Here is a 19,835-nt window from a genome sequence, read left to right as displayed (position 1 = left end):
TGCTCTGAAGTTAAATTTCATTTGCATAAAACAATTAATTTTGTTAGTATAACTGACGAACGTTCGTTAATATCGAGGTGATTTTTTTGAAAAGAAAAGAAATTAAAGACATCGCTTTGAAATGTTTCACAACTCATGGGTATGAGGGAGCTTCTTTGTCTCAAATTGCTGATCAAGTCGGGATGAAAAAACAATCTCTTTATGCTCATTTCAAAGGGAAAGATGATCTTTTCCTGCAAGTATTGCAAGATGCCAAAGAGACAGAAATCTCATCGAAACTTCAATATTTGAGTAAAGTAGATACCCAAAATCCTAAAACAGATTTATTAGGATATCTGCAATTGGTCATTGATATGTTTCAAAAGAACGAGCAGTTAAAGTTTTGGCTGCGTATCTCTTTTTTTCCACCGCCCCATCTTGCTACAGCGATTGATGAAGAAGTTATCGACACGGAGAAAAAGATTCAACCCGTACTTGAGAGCAAATTCCAAGCTTGGATCGATGCCAAAGTCATTAGGGAAGATACAGCCTCCATCCCTACTCTTGCCTTCTTGGGTGTGGTAGATTCGATCATGCTAGAGCTTGTGTATGGAAATAATGAAACACGCTTAAATGAAAAATTGAATGCCTCATGGACCATATTTTGGAGAGGTATTTCACAGCTATGATTTTTACAAAGAGAGGTATTACTTCATGAAGAAACCATTGAAAGAACAAAAAACAGTCTTACTCATTCTGCTAAGTAATATATTCATTGTTTTTCTAGGTGTTGGGCTTATCGTCCCTGTTATGCCATCCTTTATGAACATTATGCATTTGTCAGGCAAAACGATGGGGTATCTTGTAGCAGCATTTGCGTTCGCTCAACTGCTCATGTCACCTCTGGCAGGGCGATGGATTGATACTTACGGCAGAAAAAAAATGATCGTTATCGGCTTAGTACTCTTCAGTGCATCGGAATTAATCTTTGGTTTAGGCACACATGTATCCGTTCTTTATATCGCCAGAATTCTTGGAGGGATTGCTGGTGCATTCATTATGCCTGCCGTCACTGCCTATGTTGCGGATATCACCTCAGTAGAGGAAAGACCTAAGGCAATGGGTTATGTTTCTGCCGCCATTAGTATCGGTTTTATTATTGGCCCAGGAATCGGAGGATTTATTACTGAACTAGGTATACGTGCTCCATTCTATTTTGCTGCTGGCTTCGCCTTAATCACTTGTATTTCGTCGATATTTATTCTGAAAGAGCCACTGTCCAAAGAGCAGCTTTTGGAAATCAGTAAACTTAAAAAAGACACCAACTTTATCAGTGATCTGAAACGCTCGTTTCATCCAGCATATATTATTGCGTTTATTATAGTGTTTGTCCTCGCCTTTGGCTTATCGGCATATGAAACTGTATTTAGTCTGTTTTCTGATCATAAATTTGGCTTCACTCCACGAGATATTGCAACCATCATTACAATAAGCTCAATCTTTGGGGTGGTTGTGCAGGTCTTTTTATTCGGTAAAATGGTAGATAAGCTCGGTGAAAAAAAGCTCATTCAACTCTGCTTAATTGCTGGAGTAGCCTTAGCGGTAGCCTCCACCATGATCAATAACTATTTAACTGTTCTGCTAGTAACCTGCTTCATCTTTCTCGCGTTTGACCTGCTTCGTCCAGCATTAACGACCTATTTATCAAAAACTGCTGAAAAAGAGCAAGGCTTTGTCGCTGGCATGAACTCAACCTATACTAGCCTTGGTAATATCATCGGACCTGCATTAGGCGGAGTATTATTTGATGTAAACATCAACTATCCGTATCTCTTTGCGGCTGTCATAATGTTTATCGGCCTTGTTATTACAATGGTATGGAAAGAAAAACAATCCGCTAAAGGATTGGTAAACTGAGTTGAGGGACAAATGCAAATAGCAAATAGTAAGAAAACAGCTCGCCCTCTATGAGGACACGAGCTGCTCAGGCTGTCGAGAATGTCTCGACAGCCTTCTTTATATCTACTCATTTACAGTCTTCACCACGTAACTTATCCCAGTACCATGGATTTCTATTTGCTTGAGGATAATTCTTTAACCTAGAATGGATTGATCACATGGAAAAAGACGTTAGGCGACGCCATGCGGTAATAATAACTGCACCAGCCTGCACCTTTGTCAGTGAAGCGGTTCGTCGTGCTATACAGCAGTCGTTCCTGCTCCAGCTCCTCAATCCGCTCGAGCTTTCCGTCCGCATATTCTAGCAGCCTCATGCTCGCTGTATCCAACCGGCTTATGACGCCGCCGTAACGAATATCGAGCACCTCCCAACCGAACGGTTTGAACATCGATAGCCATTGCTTCCGGTGTGCGACCCTAAGCTTTTGCACAGCCTGTGAGATTTCAGGCAAAATGTCCTCAGCAATCCGCCTAAGCAATGCCTTGTCCCCACTGTCATAAGCCCTCTTCAGCTCAAGTCCGATTTCGCTCTTCTGCTTCAGCACCGCACACAGCTTTTGCGGCACCTCGAACAAGTAATCTAGCTCTGCCTCAGCTTTTCTGCAGCTAGCAATTTCGCCTTCCGCCCATTCATAATGAGCCGCCATATCTAACCCATCAATCTGTTTGTCGAACAGCCCTAGCAGTACATCCTGATACAACAGAAACTTAGAAGGATTGCTCTGCTTCTGATTATTCGGTGCAGCTCCCGGTGTCTCATCTAAATACTTCAGCCCCATGTAAGCATCCGCTTCGATGCCGGTGCAGAACCGAACGCGCTTGGCCAGCGTCTCGTCAGTCGGCGTGGACGTTGAATAGGCATGTTCCGCATAAAACTGCAAGCCGAGCAAAGCGATGTATGGATTGCTCTCCATTCCGTCGTCCCCCCACATCGTCGCATAAACTTCGCGGATGCCTTCCTTCTTGCATACCGTCAGCGCTGCATCCGTCGCCGGCAAGGATAGCCCGTAATTGACACCGAACGTATTGAACACCCATACCGCACCCGCAAAAATAAGATTATTGCCGAGCGGCCGGTGTTTGGCGATCAATGTTTCGTAGTCCTTCTCCTCGACGTGATTATAGTCCCAGTAAACCATATCTATGTCCTTAGGAATACGGCTCGCCATGTCCTCTGGGATTTGCGTCTCATGGCCGTAATAATCTTCACCATTTGCTGAAGCCAGCTTCAGGAACATATCGCTCCACATCATCGGTTTTAACCCTAAGCGTCGAGTTACCGCGAGCACCCGCTCCAGATGGCCTGTCATAATATCAAAACGGCTCATATGTCCATTGCGATCCAAAAATTTACCGCGTCCAAGCTCTTCCGCTTCATCCATACCGATGTGGATTTTCCGGCTGCGAAACGGCGCGCTAATGCTGACAATCATATTTTCGACCAGACGATCGGTCTTCTCTGCTCCAACCAGCAACGCACCTTTTGTATCTTTATATTCCTTTACCGGCTCCCATTTCAGAAACTCCTCCAAATGAGCCAGTGTCTGAATGCTCGGGAACGCTTCAATGCCGAATTGATCGGCGTAATCGTCGATTTCCTTCAACTCCGTCACCGAGTAACGGCCTCGCATGTAGCCGAAATAAGGCTCGCCTTCTATCTCGTAAGTGTCTTCCAAATAGAGCATGACGCTATTCAAGCCCATCAACGCCATTTTGCGCAGCATAAACTTGAAGCTTTCAACGGTCAGCACTCCATTACGCGACAAATCAAACATCGGACCTATCGCATCGAATTGTTGTTGCTCTGTAATTTGAAATTGCTCTCCGCCACTAATATTCTGAATCAACAGTCCCAAGCCGCGAAAAAATTGATGTTTAGCGCTGTAACGAATATAAGCACTTTTACCATCATAGCCAACTTCCAGTTTTCCTGAAGACGGTTCTATCAACACAGGAATTCCGTCCTCCGACCATTCTGACTTAAGTTCGGCAAGCAGCAACTGAAGCCCTGATTGAAGCTCGCTCAATTCTCCTATAAAATGTAACTTCACTGTCAATCCCTCCACAAGAATGAAATATGTATAAAATTACACTAAAAACTCGATCAAGGGTGTTAACCTTTGACCGAGCCTGCAACCATGCCTTTCATAATCTGCTCTTGGAAGATCAAAAAGATGACGATGGTTGGTATTGCAGCAATAAACATCGCGCCCATCGTTAAGCTGTAGTCCGTTCCGAATCCGTCGGAGAAGAGCGACAAGCTGAGGGGCAGCGTCTTCAACGCTTGAGAATTAATAAAGACGAGCGCGAAGGAGAAATCATTCCAAAACCTCAAAAATGCAAGAATTGTAATCGTAGCCACGATCGGCAGGGACAATGGGAAAATGATACGTCCGAAGATTCCCCACCAGCCATTACCGTCGATCATCGCTGCTTCCTCTACTTCTCTCGGAATAGATACGATGTAAGCCATTCCGAGGAAGATTGCAATTGGTAATTCAAATGCTGTATAAGGCAGGATGAGTGACCAGTACGTATTCAGCATCCCGAGCTTGTTCATGAAAATAAACAATGGAACGAGTGTGCTATGAATTGGAATGAGCATGCCGAGCAAGAACAATCCTTTTACAGCTCCGCTCAATTTGAATGGGAACCGGGCAAGCACGTAAGCTGCAAGCATGCCGAGCACAATGGTCAGCAGCAGTGCTGAGAGAGTAACAATTGTGGAGTTGAGCACCGCCCGGCCCATATTTCCGAGATCCCATGCCCGGGTTATATTGTCGAACTGCCAATGCTGCGGCCAGGAATAGGGACGATTGAAAAATTCCTGATTCGACTTGAATGCACTTATTCCTAACCAGTATAGCGGATACAATGTAATTATGGCATAAAATAACAGGATGATTTTCGCAATTCCGGAAATCGGCTTACGCCACAGCGAGCCTCTCATCTTCTCCGACCGAGCGTTTATCATTGCTTGCATAGTGATTCACTCCTTCATCGGCCGGGCTAACATTAGCCGACCGCCCATTACCCGCGTCTCTTCGTGATGATATGATTTAGGCCAATGAGCACGGCGCTAATCAGAATAATCATTGTGGATACCGCAGAGCCGTAGCCGTATCGGTATACCGTAAAGGTGTTATTGTACATATATGTGGCGAGCAATTCTGTCGATTGTGCAGGTCCGCCACGCGTCATGACGATAACATGGTCGAAAGCCTTCAAACTACCAGATATACACAGTACGATGGTTACAACAACTGTTCCCCAAATCATCGGGAGCGTCACAAAAAATAACTTCCTCCAGCCAATCGCCCCGTCGATCTTCGAAGCATCATCAATTTCTGAAGAAATATTTTGAAGTGCTGCGATAAAAATGATAAGATACGGGCCGATATTCGCCCAGTTAATCGGGATCGATACGGCAAACATATTGATTTTAGGGTCGTCTAGCCATGGTCGACTCCAAGATTCCAGTCCCAGCGTCTCCAATAATTGATTCAACAAACCGATTTGCGGGTGATAAATATAGCCCCAGATGAGACCGACGACGACTGTAGACAGCACCATCGGGAGAAATACGGCGGAGCGCATCAGCCGATTGAACATCGTGTTCTTGAGCAGGAGCAATGACAGCAGTAAAGCGACCGATACTTGACCTATTACTGCCGAAACAACAAGGATCAGGTTGTTTTTCAGCGCTCTCCAGAATACAGGATCCTCTAGGATCATTCGATAATTATCCCACCCGATAAGCTTAGCAGCACCGAGTCCCTTCCACTCAAAGAAACCGTAGTAAGCTGACCAAAAAATCGGGACGATCGCAAAGACGATAAAGATGAGTAGTGCAGGAAGCAGCGCCATGATGACGAAGCTTCTGCTGCGCAATGATGCAGGCATGGCGACAGCCTCCTTTACGTACTTTTGTCTGATTACTTTTTAGTCGAACGCGCTTGCGCATCCTGCAGTTTTTTAGCTACATCCTCCGGCTTACCGCCCATCATAAGCTCTTGAAGACCGTTGTTGATCACCTCTCCTGCTTCAGCAGATAAATAGGCGTCATATACCGGCGTAATTTCAGAATTCACAGCCAATTCATAAGCTTTGAAGTAAAGCGGACTTACTTTCGACTTATCCAGTTCTACTTTGTACATAACCATCGAGTTGCTTTCTGCGATCGCCTTTTGGCCGTCCGGTCCGCTTACTGCGTAGATCAGATCAAGCGCTGCCTGCTTCTGTGCGCCTTTTGTATTTTTGTTAAGCGCGAAGCCAGCGCCTGCGCCACCGGAAATCGTATTCGGTTTCCCTGCTCCACCTTCTATGCCAGGCATTGTTGTGACTTCGATAGGTGCCAACTGCTCAGGAGTTGCGGATGCTGCAAGATTCGTAAGCGACCATGCGCCGTTAATCATCATAGCTGCCTTGCCTTGAATGAAGTATTGCTCTGCTTGTGTGTTGTCGATGCTGTTTGCGCCATCTTGAAACGCTTTATTATCAACGAGCTCTTTGTACTTGCCCAAAGCGTCAATGAACACAGGATCTGTAAAAGACGCTCCATCTTGAGCTGCAGCTTTCAGGAACCATTCCGTGCCTGTCACGCGGTCAGCCAACGAACCGATAATCGTCGATTGTGCAACCCATGGCGCTTTATTGCCGAGGGCAATCGGCGTAATGCCGTTGTCGTTGAACGTTTTAATTGCAGTCATCATCTCTTCCCAAGTAGTCGGCACCTTTACACTGTGCTTCTCGAAAAGATCTTTGTTATAGTACATGAAGGAAGTTGCTGACATCCCGAGCGGCGCTGTGAAAATTTGTCCTTTTTCAAACTCATAGCGGTCGAATGCACCTGCCAAGAAACTGTTCTTCCATTCTGGATATTTATCCATCAGCTCTGTAATCGGTTGAAGCTTGCCGGCATCATAGAACTCTTGGGATTGGCTGCCCGCATAAACGAAAAATACGTCTGGCATTTCATTTGCCGCAGCCACTGTGCTTAGGCGTTGACGATAACCGTCAACCGGGATCGCTTGCGCGTCTACTTCAACGTCTGGATGTTCTTCTTTATACTTGTCGATCAGATCTCTAACCGCTTTGGCACGAAGGTCGTCACCTGCGAAGTTATGCCATATTGAAATTTTCGTCTTTTCTTCAGAGCCTTTGTTCCCTTCTTTGCTCTGCTCTTTGTTTCCGCTATTGTTGCAAGCGGTTGCCAAAAGGGCAATCATCAAGATAATTGTCGTTACAAACGCAAGTCTCTTCTTCATTCAAATATTCCCCCTTTAGTAATAACCCTAGTATAGATAAGACAGACGATAAGTCGTAGGGGGGATAATTAAGCGCTTACGGGGGATATTTTCACCTTCGTCAATTCATCTTGATCGATATTGCGAAGGGGTTTCGCCACTGTACCGCTTAAACAGCTGGTTAAAATGCTTCATATCCTCGTAACCTACCCGCCTAGCGATCTCGCTTACCTTCGCCGGCGTTTCCTTCAACAAACGGCTAGCCCATTCCATTCTCGCTTCCGTTACATACTCAATATAGTTTTTACCTGTTTCCTGTTTAAACAGCTTGCTAAAATAGTTTGGATTCATATGTACGCTTGCCGCTACCTGCGCCAAAGACAAGCTGTCAGCAAGATGCTCGCGTATATAGGCTACAGTTCGGTCAATGGCTTCATTCCTGCTGCCGTTTAATCGTTCATACTGTGCATGGATGGCAAGCAGCATCTGCTGCAATGTTTCTTCTGGATTCGCAGTAAGCAGCTTCATATCCAGCATTTCAAGCTGCGGAAGCTTCGGCATTGATTGACCCACGGATGCCGCTGCACGCTCTAACCAGCGGTACCCACCAACGATCAACGAATGCAAATACGCTTGAACGGAACTAGGCGTCGCTTCCGTATCCTGCCTAATGCTCGCCAGTTCATCTTTTATCCACTGCTGTACGACTTCTCGGCTCCCACTTCTCAGAACGGCGGTCAACTTACTCTCCACTTCTTCCGTACAAACGGTCCGCATTCCTTTCCGGTCTTTAATATCCTCATAGGCCAGCATTCTTGCTTCCTCTGCTAACCAGCGGTACGAGGCGGTTTGTTCGGCGGTGCGAAGTGACTCCCTCAGTTCTACCACGTTGCTGGCCCATACACCGCATGCGCCAAAAAAAGGCTGGCTATAAACGCGTTCCGCCCGCTCCATCGACGCCTTAACCAATCGCTTCGCACCCGGCTGCCCCCTGCGGAAAATAAGCAGCCATCCACATTCCCAATCCAGAATGACGCAGCCAAGTGAATCTCTAATCATCGCAGCCGCCTCATTCATTTCCTCTTCCTTCTCCTCTTTCATGGTCAGTGGAGACGCAGATGTCACTAGCCATAGCTCTAGCTTCTCCATATCCGATCCGAGCCTCAGCTCAGGATAATAGATCAACAGTTCCTCACTTTCACGCTCCGTCAGGAGATTGTCCCCGCGAAGAAAGCGATCTAGCTGCTTCCAGCGGAACGCCGTTTGATGGATGGCGCCTTGATGATCAGCCTCACGTCTGCTGACGATACGTTGCTTCACGCGCATAACCGCGGTCATAATATCGCCAGGACGGCTATTTTTAAGCAAATAATCACTTATTCCTTCCCGCATCGCTTGCTGTGCATATGCAAAATCATCGAATCCAGACAATATAATAATTTCAATGTAAGGAAAATCCCGCTTAACCTCGCGAGACAATTCCAATCCCGTCATTCCCGTCATCCGAATATCGGTGAGGATGATGTCAGGACACTCTATCGGAATGCGCATCAGCGCTTCCTCCCCGGAAGCGGCCGGTGCGAGCAGCTCAATGCCATTCTCTTCCCATTTAATTACCGTACTAAGACCGGTCCTAATAATGACTTCGTCATCTACTATCAAAAGCTTCATGCGCAGATTCTCCTTCTCTCCCACAAAGATTGTAGCTTATTAGATTTCTGATTGGAGCGGTATAATCGTAAAACTAACTTTAGTGCCGCTTCCTTCTACGCTTTCGATCCGCAAACCGGCTTCATGCCCGTAATGAAGCTGCAGCCGATTATGCACGTTGCGCAATCCGTAGCTGCTGCCTGCCGAGTCATTATTCTTCAGCGGATCAATACCCAAGTTTGCGTTTATCTTCTCTCTCAGCAGCTCCAATCTTTCCCTGCTCATGCCGACACCGTCATCCTGAACGATAAACGTTATACGCTCTCCCGCTGACATCGCTTTCACGACAATGCTCCCTTTACCTTCTCTTTTCAAAATACCATGAATCATCGCATTTTCAATTAGCGGCTGGAGCAGCAGCTTCAGCATTCTCAGATCCAGCAGCTCCGTCGGTATATCCGCCTCGTAATCAAATTTATCTGGATATCGAATGGACTGAATCTTCACATAATGATCTACATGCAAAATTTCTTGGCTGATTGCACAATATTCCTGTCCTTTATTTAAGCTGAAACGAAGAAAATCACTCAATGAACCGACCATATCTGCGATTTTTTCTTCTCCCTTCATTAGCGCCATCCAGTGGACTGACGATAATGTATTGTATAGAAAATGCGGATTGATCTGCGCTTGAAGCGCAGACATATCCGCTTCCTTCTTCAACGCTTCGCTCTGCTTCACCTCATCGGTTAAATTAATAATTCGCGAGCTCATCCGATTATAGCTAATAATCAGTTGTCCAACCTCATCGATCGATGTGACCGGCAGTGTCGGCAGCGGCTCGTCCGGGCTGGAATTCCTAAGAAACTTCGTTAATGCAGACAACGGTTTCGTCACCTTTTGAATAAGTACAAGGACGAAAGCTATAACGAAGAGCATGGAAATGCTGACTGCAATTGCAGTTAACGTTAAAAAATACTGGTTCTGCGCTCTGTAAGCTTTTGCCGGAATGATCCCTACAAGCCTCCAGTTAACATTCGGCATCTGATAGTACAGTACTGTACTCCGCTCCTCTGCTTCTCCGTAATCGAACGAACCCGACCTGCTCTTGAAATCAACTATTCCAGGAAAATAATCGTTCAAGCTCTTGTTAGTCGCGTACCCTTCCGGTCCAGCCAATATCCGGTTTTGTCCGTCCAACAGTAGGGCGACGCCTTCACCCTCTAGTCCAGCTTGCTTTAAATGGCTAGAGATAACCGATTGTGTCAGGCTGATTTTAAGCATGCCGATTTTGTAATATTTTGATGTGCTGCGAATCGGCCGCGACATCGTAATGACATCCTCTTTGCCGTCCGACGTAACGAAATGATGCACCGGAGACCACCACTTGGGATATTCCTCATAATAACTGGGATACTCGCTCTGAATATCGGTCCATTCTGATTCGAGGACGGATCTGAAAGAAACCGAAGGCTTATTATCTTCATTCGATTCGATCATGACATTGGCGATATATGGTTTGGAAATCGATAATGTTGTAAGTAAATTAACGATCGAGGTTTGCTTTAGCAAATCGTGTTCAGGTGTTTTCAAATAGCTTTGGACATCAGGGTGGCCGATAAGGAATAGGGATAGATTCTCAACATCGCTTACCATATTTTCTAAATAGGCCCCAATTTGCCGAAGCGTATTCATGCCAGAGCTTTTCGCTTTCTCCTCCGTTAAGCTTTCAGCAATATAATAGGAGAACAGTCCCAGAGACAACACCGGTACCAATACCGAAATAATAAACAACAAGCTCAGCTTCTGCTTTAACGATTTACCCAACCAGTTTTCCATCGAATCCTCCGTTCAGATTGCCTTTATGCTCTGTAGCTAAATTGTAGCTTTCATTACATCCCAGAAGAGATGTTTGCGCTTCCATAATAACCTAAGTCGCACGTCCCGACTAGAGTTTATTGTTGACTTGATGAAGCATTGACTGGTCTTGAGGTCGTCGATGCACCGGGAGAGAGCACTGGATCTTATCTCAGCGTAAAAAAATAGACCGCCCTTGTCCAAGGGAATACGGTCTATTTCCTGACTGATCATTCGAAAGCCGCTGCCCTTAAAAGCGGCTTTTGCACCGGGAGCCATCTTTCCGCACGGTTCTCCTTGCATTGAGCGTTTTTTCTACCCAAAGTATAAAAAGCCACTCCGTCCCTAAACAACAAAAAAAACGGCATTGCTGCCGGTTTTTTAGGATGGACTCTCAGGGGCTCGAACCCTGGACAAATAGATTAAGAGTCTACTGCTCTACCAACTGAGCTAAGAGTCCATATGAAGCTTGGTGGAGCCAAGGGGGCTCGAACCCCTGACCTCATCGCTGCCAGCGATGCGCTCTGGCGTGATGGTCAGGGGCACTGCCCTTATAATTATTTTATAAAAATTATTATCATCTAACTTAGTTTCATCTAAGGATTAGCCTAATTATTAATATTTAAATATATCTTCTACTCCTTTATTCTTCAAATATGCTTGGGTAGGTAAAAATTCAAAGCATTTCTTTGCTGTAACAATCATATTCAACTTAATTAACTGTTGTTCTAAAATTTTCCACAATACCACTAAGTAACGAACATCATTAAGAGCATATTGAATTTGATTACTATTCAGTGTAGATTTACTCCAATCAGACATTCGTTGAGATTTATCAAGTGAAATATTTAAACACTCTCTAGTTAAATCCTCTAATGAGCTTTTAACACCTAGTCCATTAATTAATTTATAAGCGATTTTTGTGCATATTACGTTATTTATAGTTTCAATTTTCAAATGTTGCATTATAAATGAAAGATCAAAAGGTGCATGATGAAAAACTTTTTTCAATCCACTTGTTTCAAAAACTTTCACTAAGTTATCTGGCCTAATTTGATTATCAATTTGAACAATATAGTACTTCCCTTCTGCCGCTATTTGTACTAAAGATAAGTTGTTTGTAAGAGAACTAAGTCCTGTTGTTTCAGTGTCAATTCCAATATATTCACATTCTATTTTTATTCTTTTTACATCCTCTTCTGAAATATCGCCTTTGCAAACATAAATATTTTCTTTGCTTATCATCATAATTGACTCCAATCTACTTTTACAGCTTCATTTATCAAAGCTTCAATTTCAAGTAAGTTGTCATTATAAAGGCTATCTCCTTTATCGAGCTTACTATATATAAATGAGGGCAACTTTTTTGACTTACCCTTAGTCATTTTGTTTTGAACAAAAATAAGACGTTCATCAATACGATACAAAGAGTTTGCCGGAAATCCAGTATGATAGTACAAATCAATACTGCTCTGCGTTTTCCTTCTCTTAACTTGTTCTTTCTCTAAATAAGCCTCTTTCCATGTATTGGAAACGTATTTAATAGATTGTTTTAACTCCTCAGGTGCTTGATTATAATGAGCAGCTAATGCAGGTATAAATAATGAATTGGGATCTAATAGTACAATTCTTATCTTACAATTTGATCGGATTAATCTATCTTTTATTTCATCTACATTACTATTTGTCCATGTTCGACCATAAACATGAACAATATCTATGTTTTTTACAGCTTTTTTCAAAAAAAACCCATAGTCAATATCGCTGATACCAAAAAAAATTGATTCAATGCCTGTTCGATCTATATCTTTTTTTAGGTTTAATTTACTTAGTATTACATCAACCAACTTATCTTTTAAAATATATTCTTGAACAAGTCCAAATATACCAGTAAAGAAAAATGCAGTACCCAGATTTTCGACAACCCCTTGCCAAATACCTTCACCAATTAGTTCAGCTAGATACAAAAGTAATATCCCACCAGTGAATGTTACAATAACTGAAAGCCAAAATCTTGTGCGATAAATATCTCTAATCATTTCCATTTCCATCTCCTTAACAGCTAAGTATCTAAAAAAAATACTAAACAAAAGATAATATCCATACTTATCAAGTATCTCTCACGAAATTAATTCCTGCCGTTTCTTTTAAGTAGTTCTCTGTTAGGTCCAGTATTTATTAGTTATACGGATACTTTTGACTTAGACATGCTAGATTACACAATGAAGATTTCGAACTGTATAGGTATCTTTTTCTTTGCGAAGCTGAGAATTATTTCAAGTTGCTCTTAGTCCCTTTTTCTATCCTAGAACACTCCAACCCACTTTTTCTCAGCTTTCTTCTAAGCAAATGCTTAAATAAACTCCCCAGTATCTTTAAATGCTGATTGTATATGATATAAAAAGTGACTAACGACTAATAATTAAATACTTAAATAACTAAGAAAATTATTTTGCCATACTACTCTTCCACCTTTTTAACCTATCATCCAACGACAACCCATTAATCAACTTAATATTCAGTCTATCCGCAGCCTCTTTAGCAGACTTAGTGAAATTACTCGTTGTCACAATCCAAGCATCATAACAGCCATGCACTTGCTTACCAGCCTTCAAACGCAGCACAATGTCATTCCCGACATCCCGCTTCCAGCGCTTGCACTGCACGGCGATTTTATACCCCTCTTTGCCTTTGAGGATTAAATCCACTTCATGATCACCAGTTCCTCCGACTCGTTGTACGGTATAACCTTGATCTATGTAATACAGCTCCATTAACCTCTCAAAATCTGTGCCTGACAATGTCCTTACGTCTGCTTTCAGAATCTGTTTATCCGTCAGTTTTTTTGTAGAAGCTTTAGTCGATGTACTGCGAACACTAGTCTTGATCCTTGCTACGCTACTCTGTTTTGAATTATTAGTTCCAGATGCTCTTCTTACTTTCTTATCCTTACGCCGCTTACGAGTCCACATGCCTCCGAAGATTTCCCCGAGAATGACCGAACCTAATAGAATTCCTAAAAAGAAACCCCAGTGCAACCCCGGAATGCTAAAGTAAATCGCTAAACCTCCAAGGATAAACAGTCCTCTTACTACATATGCTACTTGCCTGCCTTCTGCATAATACGTTTTAGCCATGTAATATCCACCTCATGTTGTAATAGCTCCATCCAAAGGGCTATCTACCTAATCCATTCGACATTTCATTTGGCCATTTTTCTACATTTTGCTATTTTTCGGATCAAGTTTCTCTACTATATCATAAGTTTGGCTATATTTGGAATGACAAAAAGCCCCCATATAATACTGAGGACCTACTCTATTTCACAAAGATTTTATTAGCTTCGGAATTTAGTGAATGCTCTATAATTAATTCTGTTATATCTTAGTATGATGCGATAGTGCTTTACCTAAAACATTATCACCAGCATTCAAATCATTACCTTTTAGACTACTTGCACTTGCAGTCGCTAAAAACGAGCTAATGTTCAATTTCAACGTCAGTTCTACTGAATCTCGGTAAACCCTAACACAATCAATAATCGTACTAAGCATCATTTTCTTTTTAGCAGTAGAAGCTTTCTTAAATACCTCGCGCCAAACAGGTATATAGGTTGGAGAGCCTGTATTTCAACTTGTTCTACCTTTTTAGAATTGAGCTCCTACTCAAACATCTCTAGCTTTGCTAGTAATAAGGATACCTCACTCTCTTTCTTCTTAACCATCTCGTTTACCATCTCTCTATCTAGAGGACTTTTCCACATGATGACTTTTAATACCTCATCTTTGAGTCTTGAAAGCTCCATTTTGGCTTTATCCGTCAGCTTTTGATGCTTTCGTAAAGCTTTTTCCTCGTCCCCAGAGTTTCTACTTTTTATTTGTTCTATTTGCTCTTTCAGGTCCACCGTTTCTAGTTGATCCAGAGAAGCATATATTTCATCTAGCACAATCCCTTCCAGACAGATCGAGAAATGGATTTTTTTACCACCACATTTCACTTTTTGAAGTGCCTTCCCTGAACAGCGATACTTAGCCTCACGCTTCACTATTTCCGTACCATCTTTACGAGTATATTTTTTTGTACTCCAAGTTGTTGTTAGTGGATTTCCGCAATGACCACATCTCGCCATTCCAACCAACAATAATGACCCTTTCGTATTTCTAAGTACACATTCGATGCCCTTCTTCTTTGTATTCTCGGGATTTCTCTTTTCTCGTATGGCTTGGACTCGTGCCCATTTAGCCTCATCTATAATAACCAGTTCTGTATTCCGTTTCCTAGAGACAACTTCTTTATCAGTTCCTCTTCCGTAAATTGTATACTCTATATACATCGGGTTACGTAGAACGACACTGGTCGAGATAGATGCCCAAACTTTACCTTTGTTTGTTTTAATTCCTTTTTCATTAAGCATCTTGGCGATCAGATATCGACCATAACCTTCCTGATCCACCATCATATTTCCTTGCTATAATAAAAATTAAAATAGATGAAAACAAAAAAGAAACAGCACCTCATCTGTTTCTTTAACTATGAATTTTCTTTGATTGGAGTCAATATTTATAATATGAGGTTTTGCGGAACCAATCAGATCAAAAACAAGAACATCCGTGCTTACTATATTCCCATAATATGCTATACTTATCGAGCAATAGAACGGCTTGCAAGGGCGGTCGGCTAATCTCCCCGAAGGGAGGTGATGCCATGGAGGTTTATCAAGCGTTGTCACTGATGTTCATGTTCGGCATGTTCATTATTGCTTTGCTAAATTACCTCAAAAAGAAATAGACCGCCCTAGTCCAAAGGATGCGGTCTATTTCTGCCCGTAATACCTGAAAGCCGCCGCCCTTAAAAGCGGCTATTGCACTGGGAGCCGTGTTTCCGCACGGCTCTCTTTGCATTGTACGATTTATCTACCCAAACTATACCATGATCAAAACCAAATAAAAAGTCAATCCGCTTCCTGAACAACAAAAAAACGGCATTTCTGCCGTTTCTTTAGGATGGACTCTCAGGGGCTCGAACCCTGGACAAATAGATTAAGAGTCTACTGCTCTACCAACTGAGCTAAGAGTCCATATGAAGTTTGGTGGAGCCAAGGGGGATCGAACCCCTGACCTCATCGCTGCCAGCGATGCGCTCTCCCAGCTGAGCTATGGCCCCAAACGTAATTTTCAGATGTATGTAATCACACATTTTAGAATCAAGTTCGGTGTATTTAAGTCATTCTGACAAACTCAAGCGCCGTAGGCGACTCCTATATAATATAAAAAATCGCCTTCGCTGTCAACACTTTTTTTAGTCATTAGACTAGCCACAACCCTACAATCTGTCCAGATCCCCAGTGCTCTTAGATAACAGACCCTTCAGTTCCTTCATAAACATGTTAATATCCTTGAACTGACGGTATACAGACGCAAAACGAACGTATGCGACTTCATCTACTGGATAGAGCTGTTCCATAACCAGTTCACCGATCTGTTGGCTCTCCACTTCAGCTACGGCGATACCTCGCAGGGATTTCTCTACCTCAGAGACGATCTTCTCTAAACGTTCTACAGAGACAGGCCGTTTCTCACAGGCACGTATTAAGCCCCGAAGTATTTTATCACGGCTGAATTCCTCACGGCTGCCGTCTTTTTTGATCACGATTAACGGAGTTTCCTCGATCATTTCAAAGGTTGTAAACCGTTTGCTGCAACGCTCGCATTCACGCCTGCGGCGGATGGACTTATTCTCATTTGCTGGTCGCGAGTCGAGTACTTTAGTATTTGTGTGATCGCAGTAAGGGCATTTCATAAGCTTCATCACTTCCTATTACATAATGTTTTTTGTCCCGGTATGTTAAACATCCGGCTTTTGAAGGGCTATTTCATTTTTTCCAGAAATCACCGTTTATTTGTTGTAATGATTATGGCAAGTCCGGCACATAATACAGTTACCAACAGAGGAGGTGAACAGCAATGAGCCAAAACAACAGCTCCAATAACCTTGTAGCTCCAAATTCCCGCGGTGCTTTGGAACAACTTAAATATGAAGTTGCCCAAGAACTCGGAATCACGCTTTCCCCAGATGGTTACCAAGGCAATAAAACTTCTTATGAAAATGGTTCGATCGGTGGTTACATCACTAAACGTCTTGTAACCCTGGCAGAACAACAATTGGCAGGTCAATACAAATAACCTGTCCACATAAGCTTACTGAAGAAGTATTAAACGATCGCAAGATCGTTTAGTACTTCTTTTTATACATAACACGGTTTTAGAATTCGTTGTAAATATCCGTGTACTGATCATAGTAATAGTTGACGCGCTGTACATAATGGCGGGTTTCACCAAACGGAATGTCCTTAATGGTAGCATCCGTTCCATCCCAAATCCCCTCATCCAGCCATTTTTGAACTTTACCCGGTCCAGCATTATATGCAGCGATAACCGCTGTACGTTTACCTTCGAACTGACGGGATAATGTTGAAAGATACCAGGTACCTAGTTCAATATTTGCTGATGGTTCATGCTTTAGCTCCTCCATAGATACATCAGGGAGCTTGGCCTTTTCAAGGGCCCATTTGGCGGTATCCGGCATAAGCTGCATTAAACCTATAGCACCTTTTTTGGATTCTCGTCCAGTTTTGAAGTTCGTTTCCACTCGGATAATTGAAGCCACTAGGAATGGGTCAATATCGTACGTAACGCTGTGCTTACGGATCTCATCTTTATAATGGATCGGATAAAACCAGGACATCCAGTTCGTACTCAGAAACAATATCGCAGTAAAACCAATGAATAACAGAAGAAGGACTCTTTTTTTACGTAACCATTTCATGATAAGCCCAGCCTGTCCCAAAGAACAGCAACCTGTTGCTCAGTGTGCGCAAGTTCGCCACTGTTGTCAATGATATAGTCCGCTTTGTTACGCTTTGCTTCAATATCCATCTGTGCATTTAAGCGTGCTTCTGCTTGTTCTAAAGAAAGTCCGTTACGTTCCATTAATCGAGCGATTTGCACTTCACGAGGCACGTAGACCACCAGTATTTCATGGAACATGTTCTCGAGTCCTGATTCGAAAAGAAGAGGGATATCCACAATTGTTAACTTCTTTGGATCTTCTTCCTCCATGCTGTTCATACGTTCTTTAATCTCCCGCCGGATTGCGGGATGCGTCAGATTGTTCAGGGCTTGCAGGGCCGCCGGGTCTTGAAATACAATGTCCCCCAGCTTGCCCCTATTCAGTGTGCCATCCGGAGAGAGGATCTCGCTTCCGAATTGTTTCACAGCCGCAGCCAGCACCTCATGACCGGGGAGCATAACCTCTCTGGCGATCACATCCGCGTCAACCAGCCTCGCTCCCTTGCTCACAAGCAGTGCGGACACCGTGCTTTTTCCGGATGCAATGCCTCCGGTTAAGCCAATAATCATGTACTCACCTCATAATAGCTTCAGTATTCCCATTGTAATTAATAATAACGCGGGTAGTGCAGCAGCATGCTTCATCCAGGAGTTCCCGGCGAATTTTAATCCAGTCTTCATGCCCAGCAATAGAAATGTACCACTAAACAGAGCAATTGTAAGTGATGTCCATATTGGATTGAAACCGAGTAGTGCTGCGCCTAGTCCGGCTCCAAAGGCATCTAGTGAGAGGGCAATTCCGAGCAGCATCGCTTCCATCGAAGAAATACTTCCGGAATCATCCATATCCGCAGATGATGGTGTACGCAAGATCTGTACAACAATCCCCAACCGCCGTAGCTCAAGGGAAAAGACAGCTGACTTTACTTGCTCAGGAGCTGTGACAGCCTGTTCTGCGACATCTTCAGTATCAACAGCTATCTCTGCCCTAGCTTCTGTGGATAGCACATTTTCTTCACGATCTACTTTACGTTCACCAGTCTGTTCCTTCTCTTTCTGCATTAGCATCTGAATGAGCGACCAACAACCCATTAGCACGAGTATAACAGCGCCAACCTCAGAAGCTGCATGTGGAGACACTACCTTAGCAAGCAGAACACCCACTTGCATAGATACACAGATAACTACCCCCGAACAAAGCGAGATAATCAGAACGGAGAGCAATGGTATCTTCATTTTACGCAGTCCATATGTAATACCAACACCAAAACCATCCAAACTCAAAGCAAAAGCTAGTAATAGCAGTGAAAAAAATGGGCTGAGCACCCGCAATCCCTCCTGTGAAGAACCGGAACACTGAACAATATACTTCAATCAGCTTCCGTTCTCTATTAAGCATTCTTCACACAGTATATGGGCGGGACAAGTAGTGGGTGCCAACCTAATTACATCTTCAGTTTTCTGACTTGCGCTGACAGCTTGGACAATAATGCGTGCCACGGCCACCTACAACAGTTTTCTCAATCATTGTTCCACAGTTATTACACGGCTGATCTTTACGACCGTAAATCAACAGCTGTTGTTGATAAGTGCCGCTCTCACCTTGACCATTCACATATGATTTTACAGATGAACCCCCAGCGTTTACCGCTTCCGTCAGCGTGCTGACAATAGCGTGATGTAGCTGATCGAGTTGATCATCCGATAGATCCTTAGCGCTGACTTCTGGATGAATCCCTGCACGATGTAACGACTCATCTACATAAATATTACCTATGCCGACGATATATTCCTGATTCAGCAGCAGCGATTTAATTTTTGTGCTTTTGCCTGATACAATCTGCTTAAACTTCTCCGGCGTAAAGGACGACTCCAGCGGTTCCTGCCCTAGCTTATTAAGAGGAGGCAGCTGAAGGTCTTCACCAATCTGAAAAAGATGCATCGTACCAAACTGACGAACATCCGTATAACGCAGTTCCGTGCCGTCGGTAAAATGGAATATCACATGTGTATGCTTGTCCAGTGGATCATCTTTCGAAAAAAGTCCGTAACGGCCTTCCATCCGTAAATGAGATACCAGCACCAGACCGTCTAGCACGATGCGCAAAAATTTCCCTCTTCGTTCAACATTAACAATGCTATGACCTGCGAGCAGGTTGGCAAAAGCCTGAATATCATCCGGTCGCTGAATTATCCGAGCCAGCCGGACGGTTACACTCTCTATCTGCTTTCCATTAACTAAATCATTCAGTGTTCTCTTGACTGTCTCTACTTCCGGTAATTCCGGCATGATGTC

19 protein-coding genes and 3 tRNA genes are annotated in these 19,835 nt (G+C 43.4%); 4 read left to right on the top strand and 18 right to left on the bottom strand.

What is annotated here, in order from left to right; genetic code table 11:
• The first annotated feature begins 86 nt into the window (after nucleotides 1-86).
• Nucleotides 87-668 carry a TetR/AcrR family transcriptional regulator gene (locus ACN6MV_RS09770; RefSeq protein WP_341111699.1) on the top strand — a complete coding sequence of 194 codons (582 nt, stop codon included), beginning with the start codon at nucleotides 87-89 and terminating at the stop codon, nucleotides 666-668.
• Nucleotides 669-693: 25 nt separating this feature from the next.
• Complete coding sequence (locus ACN6MV_RS09765) at nucleotides 694-1,896, top strand: MFS transporter (protein WP_042126032.1); 1,203 nt, start codon at nucleotides 694-696, stop codon at nucleotides 1,894-1,896.
• A gap of 182 nt (nucleotides 1,897-2,078) precedes the next feature.
• On the opposite strand, the gene ACN6MV_RS09760 is transcribed toward ACN6MV_RS09765, so the two are convergent.
• From ACN6MV_RS09760 to ACN6MV_RS09710, 11 genes are all read right to left on the bottom strand, one after another.
• The gene (locus ACN6MV_RS09760; RefSeq protein WP_419886235.1) at nucleotides 2,079-3,989 is read right to left on the bottom strand and encodes a beta-N-acetylhexosaminidase; all 1,911 of its coding nucleotides are present in this window, start codon (nucleotides 3,987-3,989) and stop codon (nucleotides 2,079-2,081) included.
• 62 nt (nucleotides 3,990-4,051) lie between these two features.
• The gene (locus tag ACN6MV_RS09755) at nucleotides 4,052-4,912 is read right to left on the bottom strand and encodes a carbohydrate ABC transporter permease (RefSeq protein WP_375105376.1); all 861 of its coding nucleotides are present in this window, start codon (nucleotides 4,910-4,912) and stop codon (nucleotides 4,052-4,054) included.
• 56 nt (nucleotides 4,913-4,968) lie between these two features.
• Complete coding sequence (locus ACN6MV_RS09750) at nucleotides 4,969-5,841, bottom strand: carbohydrate ABC transporter permease (RefSeq protein ID WP_419886234.1); 873 nt, start codon at nucleotides 5,839-5,841, stop codon at nucleotides 4,969-4,971.
• A 32-nt stretch (nucleotides 5,842-5,873) separates the two neighbouring features.
• Nucleotides 5,874-7,205, bottom strand: a complete 1,332-nt coding sequence (locus ACN6MV_RS09745) for an extracellular solute-binding protein (RefSeq protein ID WP_042126025.1) — start codon at nucleotides 7,203-7,205, stop codon at nucleotides 5,874-5,876.
• 105 nt (nucleotides 7,206-7,310) lie between these two features.
• Nucleotides 7,311-8,855 carry a response regulator transcription factor gene (locus ACN6MV_RS09740; protein ID WP_419886233.1) on the bottom strand — a complete coding sequence of 515 codons (1,545 nt, stop codon included), beginning with the start codon at nucleotides 8,853-8,855 and terminating at the stop codon, nucleotides 7,311-7,313.
• 39 nt (nucleotides 8,856-8,894) lie between these two features.
• The gene (locus ACN6MV_RS09735; protein ID WP_419886232.1) at nucleotides 8,895-10,673 is read right to left on the bottom strand and encodes a sensor histidine kinase; all 1,779 of its coding nucleotides are present in this window, start codon (nucleotides 10,671-10,673) and stop codon (nucleotides 8,895-8,897) included.
• A 405-nt stretch (nucleotides 10,674-11,078) separates the two neighbouring features.
• Nucleotides 11,079-11,151, bottom strand: a tRNA-Lys gene (locus ACN6MV_RS09730).
• A gap of 155 nt (nucleotides 11,152-11,306) precedes the next feature.
• The gene (locus ACN6MV_RS09725; RefSeq protein ID WP_419886231.1) at nucleotides 11,307-11,939 is read right to left on the bottom strand and encodes a ribonuclease D; all 633 of its coding nucleotides are present in this window, start codon (nucleotides 11,937-11,939) and stop codon (nucleotides 11,307-11,309) included.
• Nucleotides 11,936-12,736 carry a hypothetical protein gene (locus ACN6MV_RS09720; protein WP_419886230.1) on the bottom strand — a complete coding sequence of 267 codons (801 nt, stop codon included), beginning with the start codon at nucleotides 12,734-12,736 and terminating at the stop codon, nucleotides 11,936-11,938. Before ACN6MV_RS09720 ends, ACN6MV_RS09725 begins: the two co-directional genes overlap by 4 nt.
• A 402-nt stretch (nucleotides 12,737-13,138) precedes the next feature.
• Entirely contained in the window at nucleotides 13,139-13,828 is a 690-nt protein-coding gene (locus ACN6MV_RS09715; RefSeq protein WP_419886229.1) for a restriction endonuclease, read from the bottom strand.
• 524 nt (nucleotides 13,829-14,352) lie between these two features.
• Entirely contained in the window at nucleotides 14,353-15,150 is a 798-nt protein-coding gene (locus tag ACN6MV_RS09710; protein WP_419886228.1) for a recombinase family protein, read from the bottom strand.
• A 173-nt stretch (nucleotides 15,151-15,323) separates the two neighbouring features.
• On the opposite strand from ACN6MV_RS09710, the gene ACN6MV_RS09705 reads away from it, so the two are divergent.
• Entirely contained in the window at nucleotides 15,324-15,479 is a 156-nt protein-coding gene (locus ACN6MV_RS09705; RefSeq protein WP_419886734.1) for a putative holin-like toxin, read from the top strand.
• 216 nt (nucleotides 15,480-15,695) lie between these two features.
• Here the strand turns inward: ACN6MV_RS09705 and ACN6MV_RS09700 are convergent.
• The 3 genes from ACN6MV_RS09700 to nrdR all read right to left on the bottom strand — a co-directional run bounded on the left by ACN6MV_RS09700 (nucleotide 15,696) and on the right by nrdR (nucleotide 16,490).
• Nucleotides 15,696-15,768 (bottom strand) — tRNA-Lys (locus ACN6MV_RS09700).
• A 10-nt stretch (nucleotides 15,769-15,778) separates the two neighbouring features.
• Nucleotides 15,779-15,854 (bottom strand) — tRNA-Ala (locus ACN6MV_RS09695).
• Between the two features lie 159 nt (nucleotides 15,855-16,013).
• Complete coding sequence (gene nrdR, locus ACN6MV_RS09690; protein ID WP_042126015.1) at nucleotides 16,014-16,490, bottom strand: transcriptional regulator NrdR; 477 nt, start codon at nucleotides 16,488-16,490, stop codon at nucleotides 16,014-16,016.
• 164 nt (nucleotides 16,491-16,654) lie between these two features.
• Between nrdR and ACN6MV_RS09685 the strand changes: the two genes are divergently transcribed.
• Nucleotides 16,655-16,873, top strand: a complete 219-nt coding sequence (locus ACN6MV_RS09685; RefSeq protein ID WP_042126012.1) for an alpha/beta-type small acid-soluble spore protein — start codon at nucleotides 16,655-16,657, stop codon at nucleotides 16,871-16,873.
• A gap of 79 nt (nucleotides 16,874-16,952) precedes the next feature.
• On the opposite strand, the gene ACN6MV_RS09680 is transcribed toward ACN6MV_RS09685, so the two are convergent.
• From ACN6MV_RS09680 to mutM, 4 genes are all read right to left on the bottom strand, one after another.
• Nucleotides 16,953-17,516, bottom strand: a complete 564-nt coding sequence (locus ACN6MV_RS09680; RefSeq protein WP_339290104.1) for a lytic transglycosylase domain-containing protein — start codon at nucleotides 17,514-17,516, stop codon at nucleotides 16,953-16,955.
• Nucleotides 17,513-18,109, bottom strand: coding sequence for a dephospho-CoA kinase (gene coaE, locus ACN6MV_RS09675; RefSeq protein ID WP_341111690.1), 597 nt, complete (start codon nucleotides 18,107-18,109; stop codon nucleotides 17,513-17,515). Before coaE ends, ACN6MV_RS09680 begins: the two co-directional genes overlap by 4 nt.
• Nucleotides 18,110-18,118: 9 nt before the next feature.
• Complete coding sequence (locus tag ACN6MV_RS09670) at nucleotides 18,119-18,865, bottom strand: manganese efflux pump (RefSeq protein WP_419886227.1); 747 nt, start codon at nucleotides 18,863-18,865, stop codon at nucleotides 18,119-18,121.
• A 127-nt stretch (nucleotides 18,866-18,992) separates the two neighbouring features.
• Complete coding sequence (mutM, locus tag ACN6MV_RS09665; RefSeq protein WP_419886226.1) at nucleotides 18,993-19,829, bottom strand: DNA-formamidopyrimidine glycosylase; 837 nt, start codon at nucleotides 19,827-19,829, stop codon at nucleotides 18,993-18,995.
• Between the last annotated feature and the right edge of the window lie 6 nt (nucleotides 19,830-19,835).

Origin of the sequence: Paenibacillus sp. B-A-8, assembly GCF_048572915.1 — a bacterium.
In the GTDB taxonomy this organism is placed as follows: domain Bacteria; phylum Bacillota; class Bacilli; order Paenibacillales; family Paenibacillaceae; genus Paenibacillus_AQ.
Note: the sequence above shows the minus strand (reverse complement) of the source record. Positions and strands in the feature narration are given on the sequence as shown.